Genomic DNA, 24781 nt, shown 5'->3' with positions numbered 1-24781 from the left:
GCATTTCCTTGCCAGCCTTAATCAGCAATTGCCCGTACGAATCTCTTCGTGATTTCCATCGGTCTGGTAATGGCGGTTCCCACAACTGCGGTATGGACGCCAAGGGTAAAAACTTTTTTCAGTTGTTCAGGTGTCCAGATACCGCCTTCCGCAATCACCGGAATAGGGAAATCGGCCGCGATTTTACCTAGCATATCAAAGTCAGGCAGTTCTTTTCCCGCTGTATAGGAAGTATAACCGCTCAACGTCGTTCCAAGGCAATCAAAACCAAGCCGGTACGCTTCAGCCGCTTCCTCATACGTCGAGCAATCGGCCATAAAAAGCTGGTCTTGATACTTTTCCCGAATGACAGGGAAAATCTCGCTTATTGTCTTCCCGTCCGGACGGATCCGTTTTGTCGCATCAAGGGCGATGATGTCGACGCCTTCTTCACAAAGCTCGTCGATTTCATCCATTGTTGGCGTTATGAATACGTCCGATCCTTCATAATCTTTCTTTATTATACCAATAATCGGCAAATCGACAGTTTTCTTAATCTCTTTAATATCTTCGACTCCATTGGCCCGGATTCCTTCCGCACCACCGAGTTTCGCCGCATATGCCATCCGCCCCATAATAAATGGACTGTGAAGCGGCTCTTCCGGCAAAGCTTGGCAGGAAACGATCAGGTTACCCTTTACCCGGGCAAAAATTTCTTCTTTATTACTCATTAAAACATCTCCAAGTTGTAAAGATTTCTTTCTCAAAACGGGCAGCTAAACCCGCTTAGCACTTCCCCGTTATTCCTTAACTGCGCCGATCGAAATACCCGCTGTGAAATATCTCTGGAAGAAGATGAAGATAATCAGCATAGGTACGGCTGCAACGGTTGCGCCCGCCATTTTGTAGGCGAAGTTCGGGTTCAGTTCCTGCATGAGAGTCGCAATCCCGACCATCAGTGTTTTCGAGTTTTCACTCTGGCCGACAACAAGCTGCCAGAGATAATCATTCCACACCTGGACGAAGTTAAGGATGAACAAAGCGCCAATCCCCGGTTTAACCATTGGAAGCATAATTTTGAAAAAGACCGTAAATTCGCTGGCGCCGTCAATTTTCGCCGACTCGCGCAGGGAATCAGGAATTGTATCAAAGAAGCCTTTCAACATGAACACCCCGAAGGCTGTTGCAACGTTTGGCCAGATCATGCCGCTCAGTGTGTTCACCATACCAAGGTCTTGGATCAGCCTGAACAGCGGAACAATCATGACTTCTTTCGGCACCATCAGGCTCGAGATGAAAATGATGAAAATAATGTTTTTGCCTTTGAACTTTAATTTGGAAAAAGCATAGGCAGCCAGGCAGCTGACAATGATTAATGCCAGTGTCGAGATTAGGGACACTGCGATGCTATTATAAGCCCACTTGAGTGCCGGCTGATTGTTGAAGACGTCCACATAGTTGTTGAACGTGAACGTTTTCGGCCACCAGTCGGGCGGCATTTTCACAACATCCGAACTGTTCTTCAGCGAACTGGTAAATAACCAGTAAAGCGGGAACAAATTCAGGATGGCGAAGAAAATGACAAACACGTTAAAGAAAATATCAATTTTTTCCTTCTTCTTCTGATTCTTCGGTTTGTTTCCGAACATGCCAGCCACCTCCTAGTCTTTCTTGAACATTGCGCGCAGCTGCGGAATTGAAAGGACAAGCGTAATCAGGAACATGATTACTCCGACAGCAGAGGCAATGCCGAGCTGGTTATATTTGAATGCATTGTTGTACAGGAAGTACATGAGTGTCGTTGAAGCGTTGTTAGGTCCGCCGCCTGTCAAAAGCTGAATGACGACGAAGATTTTCAATACGGCGATGATATTCATGATAATGATGTAAATCGTTGTCGGCTTCACCATCGGGATGAGGATTTTGAAAATGACCTGAAGCCTGTTGGCGCCGTCGACTTCCGCTGCTTCGAACACATCCTTCGGCACGCCGATCATCGAAGCAATGTACAGGATAATCGCCTGGCCGACGTTCGTCGCGAACGTAATGAAAATGATCACCGGCAGAACCAAGTCCTTATCGCCGAGAAAATTCACCGAGGTGATTTCGAGCTGCCTGGCCGCGTAGGCAATCAGCCCGTTGGCCGGATTGAGCAAGAAACTCCAGACCATACTCATGACGACCATTGAAACCATAACTGGTATATAATAACTGCCTCTAATGAAGGACACGTATTTTGCATTTTTATCGAAAATTGATGCAGAAACGAAGAGGGCGAATGCGACTGTTAACGCCACGATGAACACGACAAAGATAACAGTGTTGATGGTGGATTTCATAAATACAGGATTTGCGAATAAGCGGCTGTAGTTTTCAAAACCGATAAAGGTTTCTTGCTGATAATTGATTCTATAAAGACTTAAGCGTATGCCTTCAATGATCGGGTACACAACAAATACGAGGAACAGAAGCAGCTGCGGAGCGATAAACATGTAGCCCGTCAGGTTTTCTTTTAGAGACTTCTGGTTGATGTTCATGGGACCTCCCTACTATCAATAACCGCGGGCCGCTTTGGGCGGCCCACAGCCAAGATTCATGGCAAAAGATTACTTATTGAAAATGACTGAGCTTTCTTTTGCGTTTTTAATAACTTCGTTGCCTTTTTTCTGGTAGTCCTTCACGACCTGCTCGCCTGTCTTTTCACCAGTGTACAGAGCCTGAAGTTCAGGATACAGAACTTGTCTCAACTCGCCGTAGCCTGGAACGCTGCCAGTGAAGTTGAACATGTATTGCGCGTTTTTGTCATACGCTTCGAACAGCGGATTGTCGGCCTTGAATTCGTCAACAACCGAAGTCCTCACAGGCACCCCGTTTTTCGAGGCTTTTACAAGCTCAGGATCAGTAGAGAAGAACTTGACGAAATCTTTACTGATCTTGATTTTTGTGTCATCGCCAGTGTTGAATACGCTTGCACCGGTGACATAAGTGAATGTCAGCGGATCTCCGCTTTCAGACGGGATGTTGGCAAGCCTTGCATCGAACTTAGGCGCTTTGCCAGCTTCCATATCGGCAAGTGCGTTTTTGTAAAGAACAGAGTTTGTAAAGCTGACAGCAACTTGCTGGTTCTGGAACATCGCGTTTACATCGTTGGATGAAACGGATTCCGCACCCGGGTTGGTCAGTTTTTCATCGTAAATCTTTTTCAGCCAGTTGGCAGCCTTAGCGCCATTCGCATCATCTAGAACAATGTTCGCTTTGTCATCGAAGAACTTGTTGCCGAACATCCTCAGGTAAGCCAGGTTCCAAGTATCACCCTGGTTATTCAAAGCATAAAGCCCCATTGGGTAAGCGTTTGAATATTTATCCTTCGGAAGGTCCTTCTTCAATGTTTTCAGGATAGTTTCATAATCTGCGAGAGTCCAAGTCTTGATATCGTTTTTGTCGCCAACGTACTTCTCGAGGCCGGCAGCTTTGAACATATCGGCGTTATAAACGAGAGTTCCCGGCATGTGCGAGAATGGATAGAAGTAAACATCGTCGCCGAAAGTTACGCTATCCCAGTAATTGCTGGCAATATCCTTCTTGGCATCTTCATCAACAATGTCGTTCAGTGGAACAAGCGCTCCCCTGTGGGCGTAGTCGCCCATTGCGAATGTGCTTTCGAAGAAAATATCCGGAGGTGTACCCCCGTTCAGATTGACGTTCAACAGTTCATCGCGCTGGTCGCCCGCGATCACTTCGACGTTGATTTTGACATTATGGTCTTTGTATTGCTTGGTGAACTTGTCGGCTGCGTATTTGAAGAAGCTATCAAAATCAGCACCCTTCTCATTCGCATCCATGACTCCCTTCCATTGCGGAGTCAGCCAAACGGAAATTTCAACTGGTTTCTTTGAATCGGAAGCGCTGTCCTTTTTATCCCCGCCGGTACAGCCAGCAAGAAGGCCAAGGCCTAGCACTGCAGCCGAAGTCAAAGCTACAAAGCGTTTCTTGAACATTTTCTTTCCCCCTGACATTTTTCATAGTTGTGTGAATTTATGAAGACAGGCTTTGATTAAGCCTGGTCCTTCCTCGTGTGGGTTTTGCAAAAGCTTTCTAAACTTGGATTCTATTAATCCTGGTATTTAGCAATCGTCGCGTCAATTTGTTCTTTAATAGCAGCCACTTTTTCAAGGTCAGCCCCTGTGACTGGCTCGAGCGGGGAGCGGACACTACCGCATTCGACGCCGCGGAGTTTCAAGGTTTCCTTGATCGCCGAGTACATATTCCCATTAGTCGAGCAGAGCGCGATAATTAAATCATTGATATCCTTTTGAATGCTTCTCGCTTTTGCAAAATTGCCGGTCGAAACGTATTCTTCCGCCTTCAAATAAAGCTCTGGCATAGCCGCGTATGTTCCGCCGATGCCGCTGTCCGCGCCAATCAGGCGACCTGATACGTACTGCTCGTCCGGTCCGTTGAAGACGATGAAATCTTCCCCGCCCGCAGCTTTGAAGCGTTCAATGTCGAGTACCGGCATCGATGAATTTTTAACCCCGATGACCTTCTTGTTTTCTATCAGTTTTCCAAATAGATTCAGAGACAAGTTGTAGCCGGTTGTCTGTGGAATATTGTAAATGATAAACGGCAATGAACTCGCTTCCATAATATCGGTCCAGTAACGATAGATTGAGCTTTCCGGAAGCTTGAAATAAATTGGCGGAATCGCAGACAATGCGTCATAGCCAAGCTCCTCCGCATATTTTGCCAGCTGGACGCTTTCCCTTGTGGACGGTGCACCGACATGAGCGATGAGTGTCAATTTTCCGCCAACACTTTCGGCCACGTATTTCAGGGTCGCTTTCCGTTCTTCGAGATTCTGATAAATGCATTCACCCGAACTCCCGCCGACATACAGCCCCTTTACGCCTTTTTCTAAAAGATAGAGGCTCAGCGCCTTCGTACGCTCCTCCGAAACCTCGCCTGCCTCGTCATAACAAGCATAAAAAGCAGGGATAATCCCTTTGAATTTTTCGTTTTCCATCTTTCAACCCACCTAAAGTTTTTGACATGATAGCGTTTTCGGAATTAGCATATCATAGATTTTCAGAAAGTGTAAATAATTTTCACCATTTTTTAATATTATGAAAAAAATATCCACTAAAACGTTTTCATGGTTTTTTGGCTGTAAGGCTGCAAAGTATTGGTTTTAAAGAGCTTTTGGGTGATTGTTTTTGCAAAAATATTCTTGCTTTCGGCTGAAAAAAATTTCCGAACTTATAGAACATGATAATTATGGAAAAAATCATAAAAAAAGAAGCGCATCCGAGATCGCGCTTCAAAATCATATTGGAGGCTGTTCCGTTATGTTCCGCTTCATAACCCTTATCTTGTCCGTTCTGTTCCTAACTACCTCGTGGCCGGTTATAGAAAAACAACTGGAGAACCCGGGCGCTGCGGTCGACCGCGTCCAGTCTGAGCTAAACTCGTTAAGTGAAAATCCTGAAATCGCAGGCGCCGCGACTGCCCTGCTCGGCGATTTCCAGCAATTCATCAAGCATACATGGGTGCTCGTCACCGAAATCATCCAAGATAGGGAAAACCGCCAGCCAACCGATACAGACAACGTTGACCCCATGAAGCCCGCCGAACGGTTTTAGCAAGTGTGATCAGGAATTCACCATGATGAAATACACCGAAAAGAAAACGGCGATCATGACGACAAGAATCCCGAGCAGAATAATCGAAACCTTTGGCGATTTGAATGTCTGGTTATTGATCGTTTTCACCTTCTGCAAATAGGAAACCGTCGCCATGATGATGACGGAAATCCCAAGCAAAACAGAAGCGACACCTATCAAATTGGCCATAAAATCATTGATCGGTGTAAGAGTGGACCTCATGTTGAAATGGAGGTTCGTCACAAGGAAGCCGACCCCAATGATGGCAATCGCCGTGCGGATCCAGGCAAGATACGTCCGTTCGTTCGCAAGATGCTGCTGAATATACTTGGAGTCTATTGTCGGGATTATTGTTTCCGTCCCTTTTGCTTTGCCTTCATCCATGTTGAGTCCCCCCTTTCGGTTTTTGCGTTTTCATTTTGGTGTTTTACCTGGCTTGGAGTGAAGCGATGGAACCATCCTCGAGCTTCGTCCCTCGCTCTATGTTTATCCTAATTTGGTTTATTTAAATCTAGAGTGGCGTTTTTAATTATTGTGGTCCTGGAGGCTTGCTTGGGACAGGTTGATGTTAAATACTCCGTTATCTGTCCCAACCTTGGTATGCTTGGGACAACTGAAAGCCATTTTAGTGAATCACTGTTCCAACATGACACAGCTTGGGACAAGTTGATGCTAAATACGCCGTTTCCAGTCCCAATCTCGCTCGGCTTGGGACAGCTTAGAGCCATTTTGGTGAATCACTGTCCCAACCTGACACAGCTTGGGACAAGTTGATGCTAAATACTCCGTTATCTGTCCCAACCTTGGTCGGCTTGGGACAGCTTAGAGCCATTTTGGTGAATCACTGTCCCAACATGACACAGCTTGGGACAAGTTGATGGGTAAATTTCCGTTTCCAGTCCCAACCTTGGTCGGCTTGGGACTGCTGCCGGCTGTTTTTGTGAATCACTGTCCCAACCTTGGTCGGCTTGGGACAGCTGAAAGCCATTTTGGTGAATCACTGTCCCAACATGATACAGCTTGAGACAGGTTGATTGGTAAATTTCCATTTCCTGTCCCAACCTAGTACAGGTTCCCAAGTGGTACCAATCCGAGTTGATTTAAAACCAATCACACCCCATCAAAAAGAAAAGCTCCCCGCAAACGCGGGGAGCCCTCCTTCTGAAACTATTACTTCTCTACACCCAATTCTATATGCACTAACGCTTAACTCGCCTTCTTCCCAGGTTTCCCTGCGACCACAAGCTTCATTGGCATCTGGGATTCCACCTTACCAGCGAAATTCTCTGCTTCAGCAATCAGGTGATGAGAGCCATTAACCAAACCTTTCAGTTCAATCGAGAACGCACCGTCCATGTCAGCAGTAACTGTACCGAGCAGGGTACGTTTGTTTCCGCTCTGCTCAAAGACGTTCACTTTTGCCAAACGCTCGGCCTTTCCAGTCACAACTGCTGGTTCGCCGCTGTTCACCTTCACTTCGGCCGCATCCCATACAGGTGCTACCGGAAGTTGCTGCTCGGCATCCATTGCCCACTTAACCGCGTTGGCGAACATCTGTTTGCCTTCGGCGGTCCAGCCGCTTTCCGGCCCGATGATATTCGTCGCCGCGAATGAGGACAGCAACAGGTGCAGATGCTCCTTGCCCCTGAACTCATACGCAATTGCGGTCCCCTTATCGGCTCCGTCAACAGTCAGTCCGGCGAGCGCGGTACCAGTATAATTTTTGAAAGTGGCATACGGGCTCTTTTCCGCATGAATACGGATCAGTCCATCCTCACCAGCAGCAAGGCCGTCAAACAGTGGATGATCTTCAAGGGCTTTCACGTAAACAGCCCCCTCATTATAGCCGCCATCGCCATAATCCGGCTTGCCAGTCGCCTCTTTCAGGAGTGCAATCGAGCCTTCTTTCACACCCCATGTGCCTGAAAAGATAATGCTGACGCTCTTCTCGTCACTTTCCTTAATCAGCTGGCTGACCTGCTCTTTCGTTCCGCCATTCGTATTGATAACGACCGCGCGGTACTTTTCGAGCTGGCCGAGAAGCTCCCAACCCTTTTCTTCTGCAAAAATGTCCTTCGAATTCAGAAGGCTGCTGATGGCGCCGTTCCGGTCACCAAGAACCGCGACCTCGAACGCATTCAGTTCAATCTTCAGCTCGACATCCTTGTCGCCAACGGTTGCATCAAACGTGGCAGGCAGATAGCCAGCAACCTTCACCTCAACCTTGTAGTTGCCAGGAAGCAAGTTTTCAAACACATAGCTTCCGTCCGTGCCGCTCACCGCAGAGCCCTTGAAGTCCGGCTCATCTTCCGGAATGAGCGTCAACGCCGCGCCCGCGATGGCTTTTCCAGTCACTTTGTCTACGACCGCGCCTTTCAGATCGGACGCTTCAATCGATTCGAGAGTGAAATTCAGCTCGGCGCTGCTGCCAGTTTCCAAAATCTCGACCGAGCCAACTTGCTCGACGAATCCTCTCGCCTGCACCTTCACCTCGTACTTGCCGATTCCGATCCCAATGCGGTAAATGCCCGCCGAATTGGTCGCGGTTTTGACAGATGTGCCCGGGATTGTCACGAGTGCGCCCCCGATTGGTTTCCCTTTTGCATCAGTAACGGTCCCTTTGATTTCACCCTGGCTGGCGGTCAGGCCATAATCGATCGCATTCAGGTACAGCTTGATGGCATTATCTGTCCAGCGATCCGCCGGGTTGCCGTAAGAGCCGACCTGCAAGGTAGACAGCAGGATATGGACGCTGTTCGGCGAGCTGAACTTATAGGCGACCGACGCGCCAATGTCACCTTTCACCGGATTGGTAATATTGCCGAGCGTTGTACCGCTGTATCCCTCATAGACCGAGTATTGGACCGGGCCCTTCGGATTCAGGAGAAGCGGGTACTCCTTCCCTTGCTCGAAACCGCGGAAAATCGCATGGTTTTCGTCGACCCGGATATTCAGTTCCTTGTCCACATAGTTCGATGTCACCTTTTTCGGATCGCTATAGTTATTGGACAAATCAACAATCGAGCCAAACCCATACTGTCCTGGGAAAATGATGCTCGTTTCATTTTCATTCGCTTTTTCGATCATCACCTTGAAACGGTCTTTCATCGTGGAAGAAATATCGTTGGCGATGATGAGCTTATAATCGGCTATCTCTTCAATCATAGGCTCAAAGTTTGTGTAAATATGATAGTCAACGTCATAACCGTAGGATTCGAGGAATGGCTTCAGCCTATTTATGTTGGCTGTACTTGCCAGCACGGCGATTTTTTCCGATGCGAACATCGAAATATTCAAAGCCGTTTCCTGCCCTTCGCTAACCTTCACGACTTCGAAGACCGGCTTATATCCGGCGGCACTGATGCGTACCTCATACGAGCCATGCGGCAGCGAAAGTTCAAATTGTCCGGCTGCGTTAGACTTCGCGACAACTGGTGTACCAAGGACTTCAACAACAGCCCCTTCAATTTCACCCTTTGTCGAAGCATCGATGAGTTTACCCTTCACCGTTCCGGCGTTTTCAGATTGAAGAACAAACGAATCATTCAGAATCTGCCCGTTCTTAATCGTGACCGTAAACTCTTTTTCCTTATGCCCGAATGCATTCACGACGAGTGTGTACGTGCCTGCTTCAAGTCCCGCATAGAACTTTCCGTCCTGCTTGGCGGCCACCTTTATGCCTGTTTCCTTAATGAACACATCGCCTTTCACGGCCAGCCCGGTTTCGTTCTTAATCGTCCCGTGAAGCTCACCGACCAGCGGCGCTTTCTCGGCGATCGCCCAGTTGATCGCGTTGATCAGCAGCTTTTCGCGGCCCGCGTCAAACAGCGTCGGGTCATTCGGAATGAACACATGGCTGATCGTCATATTCGCAAGCAGGATTTCGACTGACCCATTTGTCCGCCCTTTATAGGCAACCATTGAACCCTTCTGGCCTGTCATGGTTTGTTCAAAATCAACTGCCGTCTTGCCAGAATATCTGTCAAAACCGTAATAGTAGCCGCTTTTGCCAGGAATCTCAATCACATCGCCAGCCTTGAAACCTGCTGTCAATGGGTGCTCTTCCTTCACGGTCCCCGTTGATCCGGTTTTATTCGTCCCATCAAAAACGGTCGCAGGGTCACCGTCATACTCCTGCAGATAGCGGATTGAACCGCGGCCGCCTGCCTGCCCCGTCCAAATGATGGATTTCCGTTTTTGGTCGAGCGCTTCCTGGAACGCCTTGAATTCCGCTTTTGTCGGGATTGCGTTGTTATTATAATCGGAATTGGCAAAAACAACATCAACCCCATCGAGTTTATCCAAATCCTTATAGGTGAGATACTCGACCTTATAACCGCGCTCCTCAAGGTATTGCTTGAATGTCTTACCCGATGCGGTCAAGTCGACAATGACGCCGACCGTCGGTGATGGCAGCAATTTCACATTCAGGACGACATCTTCCCCGGCCGCAACCTTCACCTCGACCTCATTACGGACAAAGCCTTCTTTTTCAACCATCACAGTGTAGGTTCCAGGTTCCACCTTCGCCAGTCTGAATTGTCCCTGCAGATTTGACTCGGCCGAACGAGGCTTGCCGACTAGCGTGATTTTTGCCCCGGAAAGCGCTTTTCCGTCTTTCTTGCTTTCAACAGATCCGCTAACTGTGCCGACATCACCGGCAACGTCCATCTTAATTGACAGCGGTTCTCCGTCAATCACCGCGCCGGCATTCACGGTCTTCGTTTCATAGCCGTAGGCGCTGACTGTCAATTCATAATCGCCTTCAAGAAGCGCAATTGAGAATGCGCCAGTTCCGGCGTCCGATTTTGCAGAGAATGGCTGGCCCTTCACCTTGATATCAGCGTTCAGTGGATCGCCATTTTCATCAGTAACGGTTCCGTGGATAACCGGGAACTTGGCATTCGCCGCCCAGAGGATCGTATTCAGGAAAATTTGCTTTCCATCATCGGTGTAATCCCTTGCCCCTCGGTAAGAGGAGAATCCGTGGCCGCCCAACAGCACTTCCACGCTGTTCTCGGTCCTCGGCTTATACGCCACGCCAAGTCCAAGGGACGAGCCGCCTTCGTGTGAAATTTCCGCCAACGGATAGCCGCTGTAGTTTTTGAACGAAGCGACTGTAGCGCCGGCAGGTGACGTGATGTTAATGCTGTCTCCCTTTTTAAAGCCATTAAAGATTGGATGCTCTGAGAGCACTTTATAAGCTGCTGGCTGCATCGTGTTCCGGACAACTGTCCTTGAATCCGGATCCTTCCGGTAATTCACAAGATGATTCAGCCCGGACGTGCTCCAGTACGCTTCGCCGAAAATGACACTCGTTCCGGCATCATCGGCAGCTTTCATCGAATTTTCAAAAACAGCCTTCGTAAACGAGGAGCTGCTCGGGTCATTGATGAGCACAACATCGAAATCCTTCATTTTCGCGGCGAGGTCTGCCGGCTGGACATCAGTCACCGGGATGCCATACCCCTTCAGGAACGCCTTGAAATTCGAGTCGCTCGAATAGTGATCACCGACAACCGCCACCCTCGGCATCGTGTGCATCTTTACATCAATTTCACCTGTGTGGCGCGCCACATCGACAGACTGCGAATAAGGAATGTAGCCATCTTTTGTAAACGAAAGCTTATACGTTTCCTCTTCAAGCCCGGTCAGTTCAAACCGGCCATTGGCAGCTGACTGCACTTCGGCCACTTTTTCACCGGCCGCGTTCGTGACTTCCACTTTCACTCCCGCAAGTTCGAGTTTCGAAAGCGCATCGGTTATTGTCCCTTCCAGCGTCCCCCGTTCCGAGCCGCCAAGGACAGCATTCACGCTTACAGGCTCGCCTTTTGCGACAGTGATTTTTTCGGTGACCGTGCCGAGGCCCTTGCCGCGGACTTCGAGCGTATATGTTCCTTCGTCATGGAACAGCTCAAAGTTTCCATCGGTACCGCTCTTTGCTTTCACGCCTGTCTCCACCACTTCTATGCTCGCTTCAAGCGGGTTACCCTCTGAATCCTTGACTGTGCCGGAAATTTTTCCGTATTGAGCATTGAACAAATAATCGAGGCTGTTAAACAAAATATTGTAGTTCCCCTGCTGCCAGCCCTCTGTCGTTTCCCACGGAGCCGACGTATGGCTCGACAGAAGCAGGTGAGCGCTGTTTTCAGACACTGCCTGATAGGCGACACCGACACCGACAAAGCCAATTGAGGTGGCACCAATTTTGCCGATCGTCCGTCCCGAATAATGGTTGAACCAGGCAAAATCCGCATGCCTGACAAGGACAGGCACCTCGCTGCCCGCTTTATAGCCCTTCGTGATCGGATGTTCAGCTTCAACCTTCAGCATGACTTCGCCAACACTGTAATCATGGCCAAGGTCGGCGGGATTATTGTAAAAATCCTTCAAATGATGGATTGAGCCGTAACCGGATCCCCATTGATCAGTGAAAATGAGGCTGACATTGTGCTTTTTAGCCTCGTCAACGAGATTCTTCACTTCCGCCTCGGTTGGCTTCACGCCATCTGAGCCGTAAGCACCGTTCAAATAAAGCACACGGTAGCGGCCAATATCATTGACGACATCCCAGCCGCGCTCCTCGACCGCATAGCCTTTCTTTTCAAGAGTCTTTGTTATATCGCCCTTCAAGTCATTCAGGACCGCAATATCAATAGGCGGCAGCTCAAATGTCAAAGCGGCTGCTTCACCCGGCTTCACGGTAATTTTGCTTTTTCCTTCTTTAAAGCCGCCGAGCGAGAAGGCGATGTCCCAAGTACCTTCGAACACACCATCTTTTGCAAAAATGCCTTCCGCGTCGGTGACACCCTTTATGCCGGCAGCCGGCAGCTCAACCGATACGCCATCAAGCACTTTGCCTGTCCGCTTATCCTTGACGGTGATCGCGAACGATCCTTTTTCCGCATCTTCAAGCTTGTAGTTCTTTTTCAGCTTGTAGCCGGAAACGAATGCGACCTTTTCTGTGACTTGTTTTTTGCCATAAAGCGAAATACGGACGGTATATTCACCAGGTACATGCTTAAGGACAAAGCTGCCGTCCTTGTCGGCTGTCACAGATTCACCCGTTTCTTCAACTGTGAGAGTCGCCTGGACCCCCTGTCCGCCTTTATCAGTCAGAACCCCTTCGAAAATCCCTGGTGATTGATAGCTTTCGACGCCTGTAAGGTATGGCAAAATCACCTGGCCTGGGAGGATCGGAATGCCTGACGTGCTGTAGACCGGGAGAATCATATCCTTCAACCGCTCACCGGTATACACATCAAGGACCGATACGGAACCATTCGTCGAAGCGAAGAACAGCAGGCCATTCGCCGTGACCGAACCACTGTTCAGCGACGTGCCGACATCCTTGTTGCTCCAAATTTCCTTGCCTGTCTGCTTGTCAAAAGCCCTCACGTTCGGCTGGACCGAAGAACCCATGATGACCATGTTTTCATAAACGATTGGCGATGCTGCCTGGGTGTCCCCGATGTCCGGAACCTTCCATTTGTCAGCGCCGGTCGCCGCGTCGACCGCATAGAGCGTACCACCGTCCGTGCCAAAATTGATTCCCATGAAATAGAGGGTGCCGTCCGCAAAGACAGGCTTCGAGGCAATGCCTTCAGCGGAAATCCGTTTTTGCCAAACTTCCCTGCCGTCTTCTATGTTCAAGGCGCGGATCGTTTGGTTATCATAGCTGCCGATGAAGATCAGACCATTCCCGACGCTCGGCCCGAAGTACGTTGGCGCGCCAAGCTTCACGCTCCACAGCTTCGCCCCTGTTTCCGCGTTCAGCGCATACAATTGGGCGTTTGCCGTCAGGTCGGAAGAAACGAACAATGTTCCTTCATGGTAAATCGGCGACTCATATACAGCCAATGCACCAGTGGCTGTATTCCATTTGATACTGCCATTTTTCAAGTCCAGTGCATATATTTTGCCATCCTGCCCGCCGGAAAGATAGACGGTATCTCCGTGGATGGTCGGCGAGGAGCGGTTCGTGCTGCCAATCCTGACAGCCCACTGCTCTTTCCCGGATTTGGCGTCAAGCGCCACAACCCAGCCACGGTCCGTCGTCAGGACGACTTTACCGCCTGCGGCTGCCGGGGTCGAAAAGAGGATCTCCCCTTTGCTTTCGGTGTTGTATTCCCAACCTTTTACAAGGCCGTTGACATCAATCGCGTTTCCGGAAACGCCCGTCCGCGCGTTGTTTCCATTCGCAACACTCCACTCTTTGCCAAGTGGAACCGCAAGCCTCTTCACTTTGATTTCAACTGTCGTATTTTGCTTGACGGACAGCTCTTCCGATTTGCTTTGGATGCCTTCTCCGGTCAAAGTGAGGCTGTAAGTGCCGGCAGGAACTTTCCTGATTTCAAAATTACCTTCGCCGTCCGTCCTGATCGCAGTCAGCGGCGTGTTTTTCAGCCGCAAAAATGCATACGGGACAGGCTTTCCGGCTTCATCAATGACCTTTCCAGACACGTTGTAGGACTCTGCATCTTCTAGGACAAAGTCAATGCTCGTCACTTGTCCTTTTTTGACAACGACCGTCCCTTCGTACGGCTTATAACCGAAGGAAGTCACCTTCACCTGGTGCGAACCTTCCCTGATTTTGAAAGAGAAAGTGCCTTTCTCGGAAATTTTCTTGACGATATCCTCAGCTTCGATTTCAAGCGTGGCCGTTAAAGGTTCGGCGTCCTTATTCTTGACACTCCCCTTCAGGTCGCCTGCAAAAGCCGCCTCGGTCACCGCCTGGTAAATATCGATTATCCCTTCGCCGTAAGAATCATTCGGCAAGGTTCCCATATGGCCTTCCTTCCTGACCGTCTCTTTCAAAATTGCTTTCGCTTCATCGATGGTCAGGTTTGGATTCGCCTGGTACAGAAGCGCGACCGCGCCGGTAACATGCGGAGTCGCCATCGAAGTACCGCTGATCGTATTGTATTTGCCTTTGTTCAATTTCGTTGGCCAGGCAGAATAGATCTGGTGGCCAGGCGCGGAAATATCAGGTTTGATGTACCGCTTCCGCTCGCCGTTCGCATCCTGCCAAAAAACCGGCCCGCGGCTAGAGAAATAGGCGGTTTGGTCATAAATATCCGTCGCTCCGACCGTGAATGATTCCGGGAAGCTTCCAGGGGAACCGATCGTCTGCGAACCTGGCCCATCATTTCCCGCCGCAAAAGCCGGGAAAATGCCCGCCGCAATCCATGCCTTCACATCATCATAGAATTCGACCGAATATGTATTCGAATTCCCCCATGAATTATTGACAACATGCGGTGCTTTGGAAGGGTCTCCGCCCGGCGCCATGAACCATTGGAACGCCTCGTGGATACCTGAGGTTGAGGCGCGGCCTCCGTCGGAGAAGATTTTAGCCGCAATCCACTCGGCTCCCGGCGCAACACCAATCGGCTCGCCATCCCCTCCGCCAACCGCGCTTCCGGCAACGTGTGTGCCATGGCCGCTTCCGTCATTCGGAGTGGAATAATTATCGCCGGACACATCAATCCAGGAATACTGATGGTTGCCGTCTCGCCCTCGGTAATTTTTCCGAAGCGCTTCGTGCTGCCCATCGACCCCAGAGTCCATGATGCCGACGACAATTCCTTCGCCCTTCAACCCATATTTGCCCCAAACTTTCGGTGCGAATATTTTTTCCAGGCCCCATTCCGGCAGCCTCGGCTTCGTCTCTTCAACCGTTACTTCTGGAAGCTGCAAAACTTCATCAAGCGTGATCGACTCGATGTCATCCCGCTTTTTCAATTCCTCCAGCGCTTCCTTCGTGACAGTTGCGGATATGCCGTTTATAATCCATAATGATGCCTTTTGCTTAGCCTTTCCCTTCGTTTCCATAGCCTTTAAAGCTTGTTGAAGTCCTTTTTGCGAGTTGTTTGCTTTCTCGGTGAGGGTTTCTTTGATAGTTTGGATTTTCTCGGTGCGGTTCTTTTTCTGTTTCACTTGAGGATAAATCTTCTGGAGGTCAGTTTGGTCTTTCATCCTGATAATGACATCAACTTCATTGCTCTTTTCAAAAGCCTTTTGCAATTTTGCTTCGTCTTTTTCCTTTTTGGCCAGCGCCTGGTCATCCTTCAGCGGCGGCGGTGTGATGCCCAGCCCCTTCAGCAGGCCAGGAAGTCCTTCCTCTTCACCTTCCGCGTCCGGTTTTGCGGCTTCATCTTTCTTATCCGACTTGCTTGCTGACTTTGCTTCCTCCTCTCGTTTCTTCTCCAGCTTCAGCTCTTCCTCAGAAAAGCTCGGCGGCTTTGCTTCAGCCGCAAGTGCCATTTCCGGAGCAAAAGTGGACAATAACACCAGCATCGACAAAAGAACAGAAAACACTCTTTTCCCAGCTTTCCTTCTAATAAACGACAATAGAAAAAACACCTCCTGTTGTTTTGGTACACGAAACGAATACGATAGAAGATATGGAAAAACCTTTTAAAATTTGTAAAATTTATAATATTCTAACAAAAATGAATCCTCGGCCCTACTACGAAAAATTTCCCAATAGGTGGAAAGATTCATTTTTTGAAGAAGAAATCGGTTCCCTGCGACAATTGATCAGCAACATAAAAAACCTGCCTGTGCGCTTTGGCACCTGGCAGGTTTTGAGTGGTTTTGTCTTTTATTCTGTGTAACGGTCTAACCAAACGTCGTCGGCATTGTCGTTAACTTAATAGGATTGGAAGGCCAACGGCGAGCACGATGACAACGAGGATGAATACCCATGACAAAGGATGGGCCCAGTTGTTCGTCCAGCCGATACCGAAGCGTTTTTCCAGGAAAATTGCAGGGTCGTTTGGATTGAAATAGAAGATTCCCAGCTTCCAATGCCGGTCATCGTCACGGTTGATGACCTTTCCCTTTTCACCAGAACCCGTGACCTTCACCCGGCTACCGCCCTGGCCAGTCGTCATGGACAACAAAATCGTGCCGACTAGAGTGGCAATAGCAAACACAAGTGGCGCGGCCATTAGCACCTGCTGATTAATCGAATACATAAATGAAAGCTGAGTCAGCATGAATAACAGCACAACTCCCGCACCCATGATGATGGTGAACATGGACCATCTTCTTCTGAATATCACGTTCTGCCTTATCGATTGCTCCGGATTCGCGGCAGAAATTTGCTGCTTCGCTTTCCCGATGATGACATTAATGAATAAGAACAAACCCGTCAAATAGACTTGCAGAATTGGGAACAACAGGACTGAGCTCAATGATTTATCAGTCCAATTTGTCACTTTTCCGCTGAAATCATATTGCATCGGAATGCGCTGGGGAATCCTATCATAATTTGCAAGTGTGATAGCAATTGTCGCTGCCGCCAGCGCAAAAGGAATCAGGAACCAAAAGTTTGAGTAGGTAAGCTTTTGTCCGCGGAACCCCGTTTCAATCATGACGAGCTGCGCCTGCTGACTCCATTCCTTATGCTCCTGTTTCAGTTTTTTCATCTCATGATGGAAATGTAAATACACCCCAAAACTGATTACAATGAAAACAAAGATCAGAATGGAAAACAATCCGCCAATGTAGTCCTCGCCTCGCCCTTTTGAAAGAACGAGCAGTACCACAGTTGATAACACCGCCAGCACCGCTGTTACTGACGCATATTGCTTGCGCATATTCCTGAGTTCCGGAAGCTGGTATGCCTCCTCTGGAATGGATACCCCGAAACTTTCAGTCTTCCTCGTCCAATAAGGAATGAACATAAGCGAAATAAAAACAGGTATTAATAGAATGACGAGATAAACCGGGATGGACATAACCATCACTCCTTCTTATCAAATTCTTCGAAAAGCCGATTACACAACTTGATAAACTCTTCCTTTGATACCTTTCTGCAGGCAGCCTCAGCCACAACCGGTTTTAGCTGCGAACCGAGCGACGACAAATATGTCTCATCAGCCGGCGGGGGACCATCAGGGTTAATCACTACCCCTTTCTGGCGGTGAATCAAGATGAATCCTTCCTGTTTCAAAAGCTGATACGCCTTATTGACCGTATGAAAATTGATTCCAATATCCGCAGCCAGCGACCTGACTGACGGCAGCGCCTCACCTGGCTTCAACTCGCCGCGCGCAATCCCAGCCACAACCTGATTTCTTAATTGGCTATAAATCGGCTCTTCCGACTCAAGGTCCAACGCAATATACACAAACTCCACACTCCTTTCTTGTGTTATCTGTTATAAATATAATATAACAGATGCATTTAAATGGCAACTATTAATTTCCAATCTGCTTTTTCTTCATTTCATGCTTTTTTCTATAAATTTCAGTTTGTTTTCCGAGGGTTTCAGCAATTTGTCCGGCTTTTTCTAAGCAACAATCGGGAAACTTCCCCCAAATTGTGATCGGTTTCAATATATCGAACACTTTTCCACATATATCGCTAGATTTTTAAATATATCGCAAATTTTTGCCCATGTTTCCGAGTCTGTCACAATTTGTTCGCCTTAGGCAGGCTCCAAAAAAGGCCATCTCCTTCCTAATGGCTAATAGGCAACAACTCGTACCGGTTATTGTTATTGCCTGTCCTCGGACTCGGTTTCTGGTTATAATAAAATCTCAAGCTTCCGTACTGCAAGAGGACAATGGAGTTTGGAGTATAATGAAGTCAGAAGTTTGTTGCCTGCAAAGTAACAAAGAGGTACATGGGGGTAAAAGGAATGGATAAGTTTACAAAAGAAGAACTGGAAGACGCGTTGCTAATTGTTTCTTCAACAATCAACAAATGTGAAAAAATACAGCCTAAATTCGCAGAAGGAACCTCTCAATACAGTCTCTTAACGAACCGAATAAAAGCGTTAGTTATTGCAAAATTGCTATTAATAGGTGAAAAGGTGGACAACTATAGCGATGAAGAACTGACGGAGGCACTGCGTCCGCTCACTTCTATCATCAATAAGTGCACAAAAGCACAGCTAAAGCATTCAGAAGGATCGCCTCATCACAATAAGCATCAAAACATCATAAAAGCTATGTCTATATCAAAATCCTTCATAGCAAATGAAATTGCCACCTGGGACAAATAAATATTCTTAAAAGGCACGGAAAATTTTTCTTAACTTGCTTCGATAACCCAGACTTTTTTCATTTTTCGCAAAAATGTTACTTTTTCGACTTTCAAAAAAGAGGTAATTTACCCATTTACAGAGAATATATAATGGGTAGATATAGAAAAAGGGATTTTGAGGAGGAATGGCATGAAGATTCAGCAGTTTAAGATTAATAAGAGTGAGGTTCGTTATCTTACAGAAAATGCAACCCTCGAGGAAGCGCTCCAGTTCCTTGATGAAGTTGGCTACCGCCGTGTTCCCGTTCTGGAACAAAATACGAATCGTTTCCTTGGGAACGTCGAAAAAATCGATATTTTTGAATATGCCGGGGACAAAAAAGATCCTGTCACGAAAATCCTTAAAGAGGAAGACGGCGTCGTCAAAGGCGAGGAATCATTCAGGCAAATTTTCAAAAGCATTAAACGCCTGCCCTACTTGGCGATTGTTAATGAAAAAGGTGAATTCGACGGTATCCTGACCCATGCACAAATCATGGACCTGCTCGAAGATACATATAGCGACGGCATTTCACTGACAATCGGCCTGTTCGAGCAAAACCATGCAATCGAACGCATTTCCGCTGTCGTCGGTAAGCATGCGAGCATCCTTTCGATGTTCACCCTTGGCAGCAACAAAGCCGTGCGCCAGATTCATTTATCCATCCCGAAGGACACGCCGAAGGAAAAAGTCGATCAGATAGTCGCCGAACTTTCCGAAACCGGAGTCCGCGTCACGAATATCGAATAAACAACAGAGGATGCAACCTAAAATGGCTACATCCTCTTTCTCTTTCATTAGCAAAAACTTTATTCAGTTAACATAATATTTTTATATTCTACTTTTTTACAGGACATAGACATTCATTATTTCAACTCTTTTCCTGCAATAAAATTAATTCCATCTTTTTCGAACAAAAACGATGGTACCAATAAAAATTATCAGACCAAACAATTTAAACAAAAATCTAGTTTGAAATGGTTCATCATCATTTCCCATCGCAAGCAAAACAGCTCCTATCGTTACACCAATGATACCTATTACTAGATTTATAACTTTTTTCATGTTGCGAATCCTCCTAAGCAATCATTTCTATTGAGTCATGATTCATTTGTGAGTTTTAGTTTCATTTCATTTTCTCGATAAAAATTATGTAACTAAATTATACAAAAAAAGACTGTCAGCAACCTCGAATTTTTCGAATTTGCCGACAGTCTGAGGCACAATTCCTGATCCTGAAATGTGCCTCAAAAATATTTGCCAACCTAACTAACCATTAAACATTGGCTAAGTATTCACCTTTAATGACAAAATACGAACCCCGAATTGTGCCGGCCAGCTTGGACTTCTGCCTCGCAAATTTAAACTTCCCTTCCAGTTCTTTTGGGACTTCCATCCCCTCAGAAAGCTTGAAACCAACGGCACGCTTTTTCGTGTCATCCACAGTATACATGACATTGACCGAAAGGCCATCCTCATAAAAAACGTAAGCCATGTTGAGATTTTCAACTTGAAAACGAGATGTTTCCAACGGTTTGGCCGCGAACTCAATATCACGCTCTTCTTTCAATATTTGATTCACATAGGCGAGAGTATCTTCGCTTTCGCTTGCGGGAACAACCGTGAATTCATGCTTGTATTTGTTCATGAAGTAACGCGCTTCATTGGCACGCAAGCCTGCCAGCGCTTCTGCTACCGGGGATGACTCCAACCCAACGGTGGACACATTTTTAAAATCAACGACGTAGGACATGTTCTTCCCTCCTTATTTACTAACAACCGGGATCCACATTTCGCCAAATACCAAGCCGTTCCGTTCGCCCATTTCAACCGCAGTATTCGGTCCGCCGACATAAGCGACATCCTTAGCTTCCGGCAAGGCCTGGCCAAAGGCCATCCCAGTGAGCATCATACCCAACTCATCGGCCGTTTTTGCTTCCCCTTTGACAACCAAGTATTCCCCCTTGGGAAATTGGATCAATCGGTCCGCTTCCGGAAGTGTTGACTCGGATAGGACACCAGCGTAATACATCATTTTGTTATTCACCGCTTCACTCACGGCAAAAATATACTCATTCGTAGCAATGGCTTTAAGTGCATCAAGCCTTCCATCCTCTTTCACTGCCTGCCAAAAGTCTGCCTTTTCCTTGTTAATGCCAGCAAAGTCTCTGTAATCGCTCTTCAGCTCAGTTCCAATCCCCACTACTGTAAAGCTGTCCTTTTCCTCAAGTTTATAATCTGCCATCTTTCATCCCATCCTTTTCTTCAATCTTTTTCAAATGATTAGTCTTCTTCACTTGATGAGTTTATAATAACCTTAAATCGTGTCAAAAAATGATACTGTTTAGGAGCCCACATGAAAAAAGTAGAACGGATTAATATTCTGATGCGTTATATTAACAACCGCGCTCATTTCACCATTTCAGAAATCATGCAGGAATTCAACATCTCGCGTTCGACAGCGATTAGAGATATTAGGGAAATAGAAGCCATGGGGATGCCGCTTGTCGCCGAAGTTGGCAGGGACGGGGGTTATTTTGTCATGCAAAACTCAGTCCTGCCTGTTGTCCGCTTTACCGATAATGAAGTCAAAGCTCTTTTTATCGCCTTCATGGCGACAAGGAATCAGCAGCTTCCATACCTTAAGAGCCGTCAGTCCCTCGCTGAAAAATTGCTGGGGCTCATATCGGATAACCAGCAGGATGACCTCGTCCTTTTAAACCAAACTTTGCTTTTTGAAGGGACCAACCCGCATAATCCCGACTTGCTCGAGCTTTCAGATCTCCCTCACCCGATGTTGGAAAGGCTCATCCAGTCCCTTCTTTTGGATCTCCATTTGTTGATTACGGTAAAAGAAAACAAAGGAACAAAGTCATATCCAATTTACCTGCTGCACCTTTATAAAGAAAAAAGCCTCTGGCTGATTGAAGGTTTTGACTTAAAGGCAGAAAAAAGAAAGATTATCGCTGTCGATAATCTTATCCATGTCGAACCGTATTCCCTGGAAAAACGATTCAGCAGGAAAAAAGTGTTGGAAAAACTTAGAGCTCAGGAAGAAACTCATAACCTTGTCCTTGAACTCGGGCCTAAGGCAATAGCCCAATTTAAAAAATACCACCCGTTAAAACTTTCACTCTCCTTTACGGATCCTTATCAAACAACAGGCCTTCTGAAGGCATTCATCAATATACAACATCCTGACGAAGTGGCCGAAGTAACAAATTGGCTCCTTTTTCTCGGTGAGGAAATTAACGTAAAGGAAATTCCGAAAGAGGTCTTAATGGCTGTCCAAAAGAGATCTAGCTTATTCTGCCCATAACCAGTTGAAATTTACAAACCGTAGTTGGACTCATCGTGTAAATGATAATTTCTAAGTGGCTTTCCGTACTTAACCAATACATGCCACAAAAGCTTTAATTCCTGGAGCACTTCATGATAGGTCCCCCGATCGCTCCAGGAATCTGGATTTCGTTTCAGATCCATGACCGCCGCTCCAATCAAGTCTGCAGTCAATAAATCGTTTCTCGCAACACGACTAGCCAAAGAAGGCATTGACGGTCCCCTAAAGTCATCTGGTACCTCGTCCACTGGAAGTGCGAACCCGGCGTGCCACTGTAGGGCAATGGCATACTTATCGCATAATTTCTCAAGAACCCTTCCTGTTTCAGTATTTTTGAAGGAAGGATCCGCCACAAGGATTTCCACATCTTCTTTTAGGGAAATCTCACCATGCACCTGGGCTTCGATATAATGATTAAGGTTCCGGCTAGGCTCTTGATTAGCCGGATTCGGAAAAGGTTTCTCTAAATTAACCAGCAGATGATCGATGAATTTTGCCGGCGTCAGATCTTTTTCTCCAATCGCAAAATCCCTTGTAAATATCTCCTCCAATAGAGCAGCGACAATCATATTGAACTCTTCATATGTCCCTTTTTCAAAAGGGTCCTGGTGAGAATCCATATACGTATATGTACAGCGGACCGAGACCTCCGGTTTTAAAAGGAAATAGCACGATCCAAACCGAGGGGAAGGACCATCTGGATGCAGCATCAAATTGAGCGCACCATATTTGGGCCTTTCGTTATTTGTTGTTCCCTCCTGTTGATAGGCGCCTCCAAAAATTCTTTTTTCCCATCGATCACGTGACCCGCCAGGTAAAGTGGAAACCAATCCGTTTGACAGTAGCGTTTCAAATTGGCTCTTATAGGTCCCTTGCGTAAGAAGCGATTCCGCAACGCTTATCATCGATGAATCAGGACGGTCCGGATGAAAATGCAAACCAACCCGCGCGTTAGCCTTTAATTTATTGATTGCTTCCCCAAAGGTTTGGCGGTTGATATTAGACATGCGAAGGATATGATCAATTGTTTCATTCGCTTCATGCTTGTGTTTTTTTGCATAACTGGCAATGTATTTTATTGCCGATGTTTGTGACCTTGTTAATGCCAAGAAATACCCCTCTTTTCTTTGCAGAGCTTAATCCTAAAACAATTCGAGTTAACGAGCAAAATTCCTCTTAACAATCGTTATTCTTTAGAAAAAACATCATAAACCCAAAAAAACATCAAACTAAAAACGCCCAAAGCGATGCGCCTCAAGCGTTCCAATTCAACAAATCCCGAATTGTTCAATGTATTTTCCGAATCGCAAAATTGTCCTCAAGCAAGACCCAATTCTGCGGATACGGATAACCTAGCGTCCAATAGCTGATTCCACGCAACCGATATTCTTTGACAGCGTCAAATTTTGCCTGAGCACTCCTGGCATCCTCGAACCAAACTTCATGCCCTCTCCCCTGGGCGTCAGTATATCTAAAAAATGGCGACTGGGTTAACGTGTCATACTGGATCGCCGCCCCATACTGAATCGCTCGCCGGATCGCTTCCTGCTGGCTGAACGTTTCAGCTTCCTGCCCCTGGAGATGTGGAAGCAGCCAGTCACGGGCATAAATCTGGAATCCGAAAAAGATTTTATTCCTCGGGATGACGGACACGGCATAATCCAACACCCGCCGGATTTGATTGATCGGCGAAATCGCCTGCGGCGGCCCGAGCCGATAGCCCCATTCATACGTCATCAGCACAACGAAATCGACAATCCGTCCGTGGGCCGGATAATCGTGCGCTTCATATAACAAGCCTTTCTGTTCAGCGCTAACCTTAGGGGCAAGGGCCGTCGACACATAATACCCAGCCGGGTGCAGCCGGTCGACCGTGCGCTGTAAAAAGGCATTGTATAACTCCCGATCCGCCTGATAGACATTTTCAAAATCAATATTTAATCCCTCATACCCTTTTTGCTTCATCGTATTTAAAATGTTCGTCAACAAGCGATCCTGCAAATCAGTGCTTGAAAGAATCGTGCGGGCCAGCTGCGAACCCGCCGCCTTATAGGTAAAGTTGGTAATGGACATCATAGGGGATACCCGTTCCGCAACCGATGCCTGGATAGCGGCTGTGTCGTTTATCGCATTCAGGCTTCCGTCTGCATTAAACGTATAGGCAAAAGGGGCAGCGTACGTTAATAACCGGCCAACCTCGCGAATATCCCGACCTCCCTGTTCACCGGCATTGATGGCATAGGCGTTTACGTCTGTAACCGGCTTGCTGAATGGAATGGTAAGCACTGTTCCGCTCGCGATTACATTGGGATTTTGGATTCCGTTCAGCCTGGCAATCTCTTGAATCGATGTATGGTAGCGCTGCGCGATTTGCCACAGGCTTTCGCCTGGTTGGACGGTGTGCGTTTTAGCCGGGATAACCAGAACCGTTCCAGGAGAAATCTGATTCGGATTGGCGATTTGATTCGCCTGCACAATAGCCGCTATTGTCGTTCCATACCGTTGGGCGATCTGCCACAACGTTTCCCCCGAACGGACTGTATGCGTCAGGTTAGCTGTTGGAATAACTAGCGCGAGCCCCACCGGCAGCCTATTCGGATCCTCCAGCTGGTTCGTTGTAACGATTTGGCTAATGGGTATCCGGAATCGCTGCGAAATCGCCCAAAGCGTATCTCCCCTTTGCACCACATCAATCTGCATTCCATCCCCTCCTTCACTCTTAAACTATATTCTTGAAGAAGGGTTAATATTTCCGTCAGTCAT

Annotated in this window: 19 protein-coding genes; 5 read left to right on the top strand and 14 right to left on the bottom strand. The window is 47.4% G+C overall.

Annotated features, from left to right (window positions below):
• Positions 1-17: 17 nt before the first annotated feature.
• From BN1002_RS10080 to BN1002_RS10060, 5 genes are all read right to left on the bottom strand, one after another.
• Positions 18-710 carry an N-acetylmannosamine-6-phosphate 2-epimerase gene (locus BN1002_RS10080; RefSeq protein WP_048824908.1) on the bottom strand — a complete coding sequence of 231 codons (693 nt, stop codon included), beginning with the start codon at positions 708-710 and terminating at the stop codon, positions 18-20.
• 69 nt (positions 711-779) lie between these two features.
• Positions 780-1628 (bottom strand): carbohydrate ABC transporter permease, encoded by an 849-nt coding sequence (locus tag BN1002_RS10075; RefSeq protein ID WP_048824907.1) that lies wholly within the window; start codon positions 1626-1628, stop codon positions 780-782.
• 12 nt (positions 1629-1640) lie between these two features.
• On the bottom strand, positions 1641-2516 hold the full coding sequence (locus BN1002_RS10070; protein ID WP_048824906.1) for a carbohydrate ABC transporter permease: 876 nt from the start codon (positions 2514-2516) through the stop codon (positions 1641-1643).
• Positions 2517-2585: 69 nt separating this feature from the next.
• A complete protein-coding gene (locus tag BN1002_RS10065) occupies positions 2586-3977 on the bottom strand; it encodes an ABC transporter substrate-binding protein (protein ID WP_048824905.1) in 1392 nt (463 codons plus the stop codon).
• A 113-nt stretch (positions 3978-4090) separates the two neighbouring features.
• On the bottom strand, positions 4091-5002 hold the full coding sequence (locus BN1002_RS10060; protein ID WP_048824904.1) for a dihydrodipicolinate synthase family protein: 912 nt from the start codon (positions 5000-5002) through the stop codon (positions 4091-4093).
• 322 nt (positions 5003-5324) lie between these two features.
• On the opposite strand from BN1002_RS10060, the gene BN1002_RS10055 reads away from it, so the two are divergent.
• Positions 5325-5618: a hypothetical protein gene (locus tag BN1002_RS10055; RefSeq protein ID WP_148362758.1), complete on the top strand. Its 294-nt coding sequence runs from the start codon at positions 5325-5327 to the stop codon at positions 5616-5618.
• A 9-nt stretch (positions 5619-5627) separates the two neighbouring features.
• Here BN1002_RS10055 and BN1002_RS10050 read toward each other — a convergent pair whose 3' ends face one another.
• Entirely contained in the window at positions 5628-6023 is a 396-nt protein-coding gene (locus tag BN1002_RS10050) for a YidH family protein (RefSeq protein ID WP_048824902.1), read from the bottom strand.
• Between the two features lie 168 nt (positions 6024-6191).
• Here BN1002_RS10050 and BN1002_RS10045 point away from each other — a divergent pair, with 168 nt between their 5' ends.
• Positions 6192-6413 carry a hypothetical protein gene (locus BN1002_RS10045; RefSeq protein WP_048824901.1) on the top strand — a complete coding sequence of 74 codons (222 nt, stop codon included), beginning with the start codon at positions 6192-6194 and terminating at the stop codon, positions 6411-6413.
• A 432-nt stretch (positions 6414-6845) separates the two neighbouring features.
• Here the strand turns inward: BN1002_RS10045 and BN1002_RS10040 are convergent, their stop codons facing one another.
• The 3 genes from BN1002_RS10040 to BN1002_RS10025 form a co-directional block, all read right to left on the bottom strand.
• Positions 6846-15992, bottom strand: a complete 9147-nt coding sequence (locus tag BN1002_RS10040) for a carboxypeptidase regulatory-like domain-containing protein (protein WP_048824900.1) — start codon at positions 15990-15992, stop codon at positions 6846-6848.
• A 296-nt stretch (positions 15993-16288) separates the two neighbouring features.
• Complete coding sequence (locus BN1002_RS10030; RefSeq protein ID WP_048824898.1) at positions 16289-17386, bottom strand: DUF1648 domain-containing protein; 1098 nt, start codon at positions 17384-17386, stop codon at positions 16289-16291.
• A gap of 5 nt (positions 17387-17391) precedes the next feature.
• Positions 17392-17778 carry a GntR family transcriptional regulator gene (locus tag BN1002_RS10025; RefSeq protein ID WP_048824897.1) on the bottom strand — a complete coding sequence of 129 codons (387 nt, stop codon included), beginning with the start codon at positions 17776-17778 and terminating at the stop codon, positions 17392-17394.
• Positions 17779-18291: 513 nt separating this feature from the next.
• Here BN1002_RS10025 and BN1002_RS10020 point away from each other — a divergent pair.
• Both BN1002_RS10020 and BN1002_RS10015 read left to right on the top strand, forming a co-directional pair.
• Entirely contained in the window at positions 18292-18657 is a 366-nt protein-coding gene (locus tag BN1002_RS10020; protein ID WP_048824896.1) for a hypothetical protein, read from the top strand.
• 171 nt (positions 18658-18828) lie between these two features.
• The gene (locus BN1002_RS10015; RefSeq protein WP_048824895.1) at positions 18829-19428 is read left to right on the top strand and encodes a CBS domain-containing protein; all 600 of its coding nucleotides are present in this window, start codon (positions 18829-18831) and stop codon (positions 19426-19428) included.
• Positions 19429-19572: 144 nt separating this feature from the next.
• Here the strand turns inward: BN1002_RS10015 and BN1002_RS23690 are convergent, their stop codons facing one another.
• The 3 genes from BN1002_RS23690 to BN1002_RS10005 form a co-directional block, all read right to left on the bottom strand.
• On the bottom strand, positions 19573-19743 hold the full coding sequence (locus BN1002_RS23690) for a hypothetical protein (protein WP_156129707.1): 171 nt from the start codon (positions 19741-19743) through the stop codon (positions 19573-19575).
• A gap of 211 nt (positions 19744-19954) precedes the next feature.
• Positions 19955-20431, bottom strand: a complete 477-nt coding sequence (locus BN1002_RS10010; protein ID WP_048824894.1) for a hypothetical protein — start codon at positions 20429-20431, stop codon at positions 19955-19957.
• A 12-nt stretch (positions 20432-20443) separates the two neighbouring features.
• Complete coding sequence (locus tag BN1002_RS10005; RefSeq protein ID WP_048824893.1) at positions 20444-20923, bottom strand: GyrI-like domain-containing protein; 480 nt, start codon at positions 20921-20923, stop codon at positions 20444-20446.
• A gap of 111 nt (positions 20924-21034) precedes the next feature.
• Between BN1002_RS10005 and BN1002_RS10000 the strand changes: the two genes are divergently transcribed.
• A complete protein-coding gene (locus BN1002_RS10000) occupies positions 21035-21997 on the top strand; it encodes a helix-turn-helix transcriptional regulator (RefSeq protein WP_048824891.1) in 963 nt (320 codons plus the stop codon).
• An 11-nt stretch (positions 21998-22008) separates the two neighbouring features.
• Here the strand turns inward: BN1002_RS10000 and BN1002_RS09995 are convergent, their stop codons facing one another.
• Both BN1002_RS09995 and BN1002_RS09990 read right to left on the bottom strand, forming a co-directional pair.
• Positions 22009-23127 (bottom strand): DUF3626 domain-containing protein, encoded by a 1119-nt coding sequence (locus tag BN1002_RS09995; protein ID WP_048824890.1) that lies wholly within the window; start codon positions 23125-23127, stop codon positions 22009-22011.
• Between the two features lie 178 nt (positions 23128-23305).
• Positions 23306-24718 (bottom strand): glycoside hydrolase family 18 protein, encoded by a 1413-nt coding sequence (locus tag BN1002_RS09990; RefSeq protein ID WP_048824888.1) that lies wholly within the window; start codon positions 24716-24718, stop codon positions 23306-23308.
• Positions 24719-24781: the final 63 nt, after the last annotated feature.

Origin of the sequence: Bacillus sp. B-jedd (genome assembly GCF_000821085.1) — a bacterium.
Taxonomy (GTDB): Bacteria; Bacillota; Bacilli; order Bacillales; family Cytobacillaceae; genus Bacillus_D.
Note: the sequence above shows the minus strand (reverse complement) of the source record. Positions and strands in the feature narration are given on the sequence as shown.

Bases quoted from the DNA above. Each gene is read 5' to 3' on its own strand.
- BN1002_RS10080 (WP_048824908.1), bottom strand. From the start codon at position 710: ATGAGTAATAAAGAAGAAATTTTTGCCCGGGTAAAGGGTAACCTGATC.
- BN1002_RS10075 (WP_048824907.1), bottom strand. From the start codon at position 1,628: ATGTTCGGAAACAAACCGAAGAATCAGAAGAAGAAGGAAAAAATTGAT.
- BN1002_RS10070 (WP_048824906.1), bottom strand. From the start codon at position 2,516: ATGAACATCAACCAGAAGTCTCTAAAAGAAAACCTGACGGGCTACATG.
- BN1002_RS10065 (WP_048824905.1), bottom strand. From the start codon at position 3,977: ATGTTCAAGAAACGCTTTGTAGCTTTGACTTCGGCTGCAGTGCTAGGC.
- BN1002_RS10060 (WP_048824904.1), bottom strand. From the start codon at position 5,002: ATGGAAAACGAAAAATTCAAAGGGATTATCCCTGCTTTTTATGCTTGT.
- BN1002_RS10055 (WP_148362758.1), top strand. From the start codon at position 5,325: ATGTTCCGCTTCATAACCCTTATCTTGTCCGTTCTGTTCCTAACTACC.
- BN1002_RS10050 (WP_048824902.1), bottom strand. From the start codon at position 6,023: ATGGATGAAGGCAAAGCAAAAGGGACGGAAACAATAATCCCGACAATA.
- BN1002_RS10030 (WP_048824898.1), bottom strand. From the start codon at position 17,386: ATGTCCATCCCGGTTTATCTCGTCATTCTATTAATACCTGTTTTTATT.
- BN1002_RS10020 (WP_048824896.1), top strand. From the start codon at position 18,292: ATGGATAAGTTTACAAAAGAAGAACTGGAAGACGCGTTGCTAATTGTT.
- BN1002_RS10015 (WP_048824895.1), top strand. From the start codon at position 18,829: ATGAAGATTCAGCAGTTTAAGATTAATAAGAGTGAGGTTCGTTATCTT.
- BN1002_RS23690 (WP_156129707.1), bottom strand. From the start codon at position 19,743: ATGAAAAAAGTTATAAATCTAGTAATAGGTATCATTGGTGTAACGATA.
- BN1002_RS10010 (WP_048824894.1), bottom strand. From the start codon at position 20,431: ATGTCCTACGTCGTTGATTTTAAAAATGTGTCCACCGTTGGGTTGGAG.
- BN1002_RS10005 (WP_048824893.1), bottom strand. From the start codon at position 20,923: ATGGCAGATTATAAACTTGAGGAAAAGGACAGCTTTACAGTAGTGGGG.
- BN1002_RS10000 (WP_048824891.1), top strand. From the start codon at position 21,035: ATGAAAAAAGTAGAACGGATTAATATTCTGATGCGTTATATTAACAAC.
- BN1002_RS09990 (WP_048824888.1), bottom strand. From the start codon at position 24,718: ATGCAGATTGATGTGGTGCAAAGGGGAGATACGCTTTGGGCGATTTCG.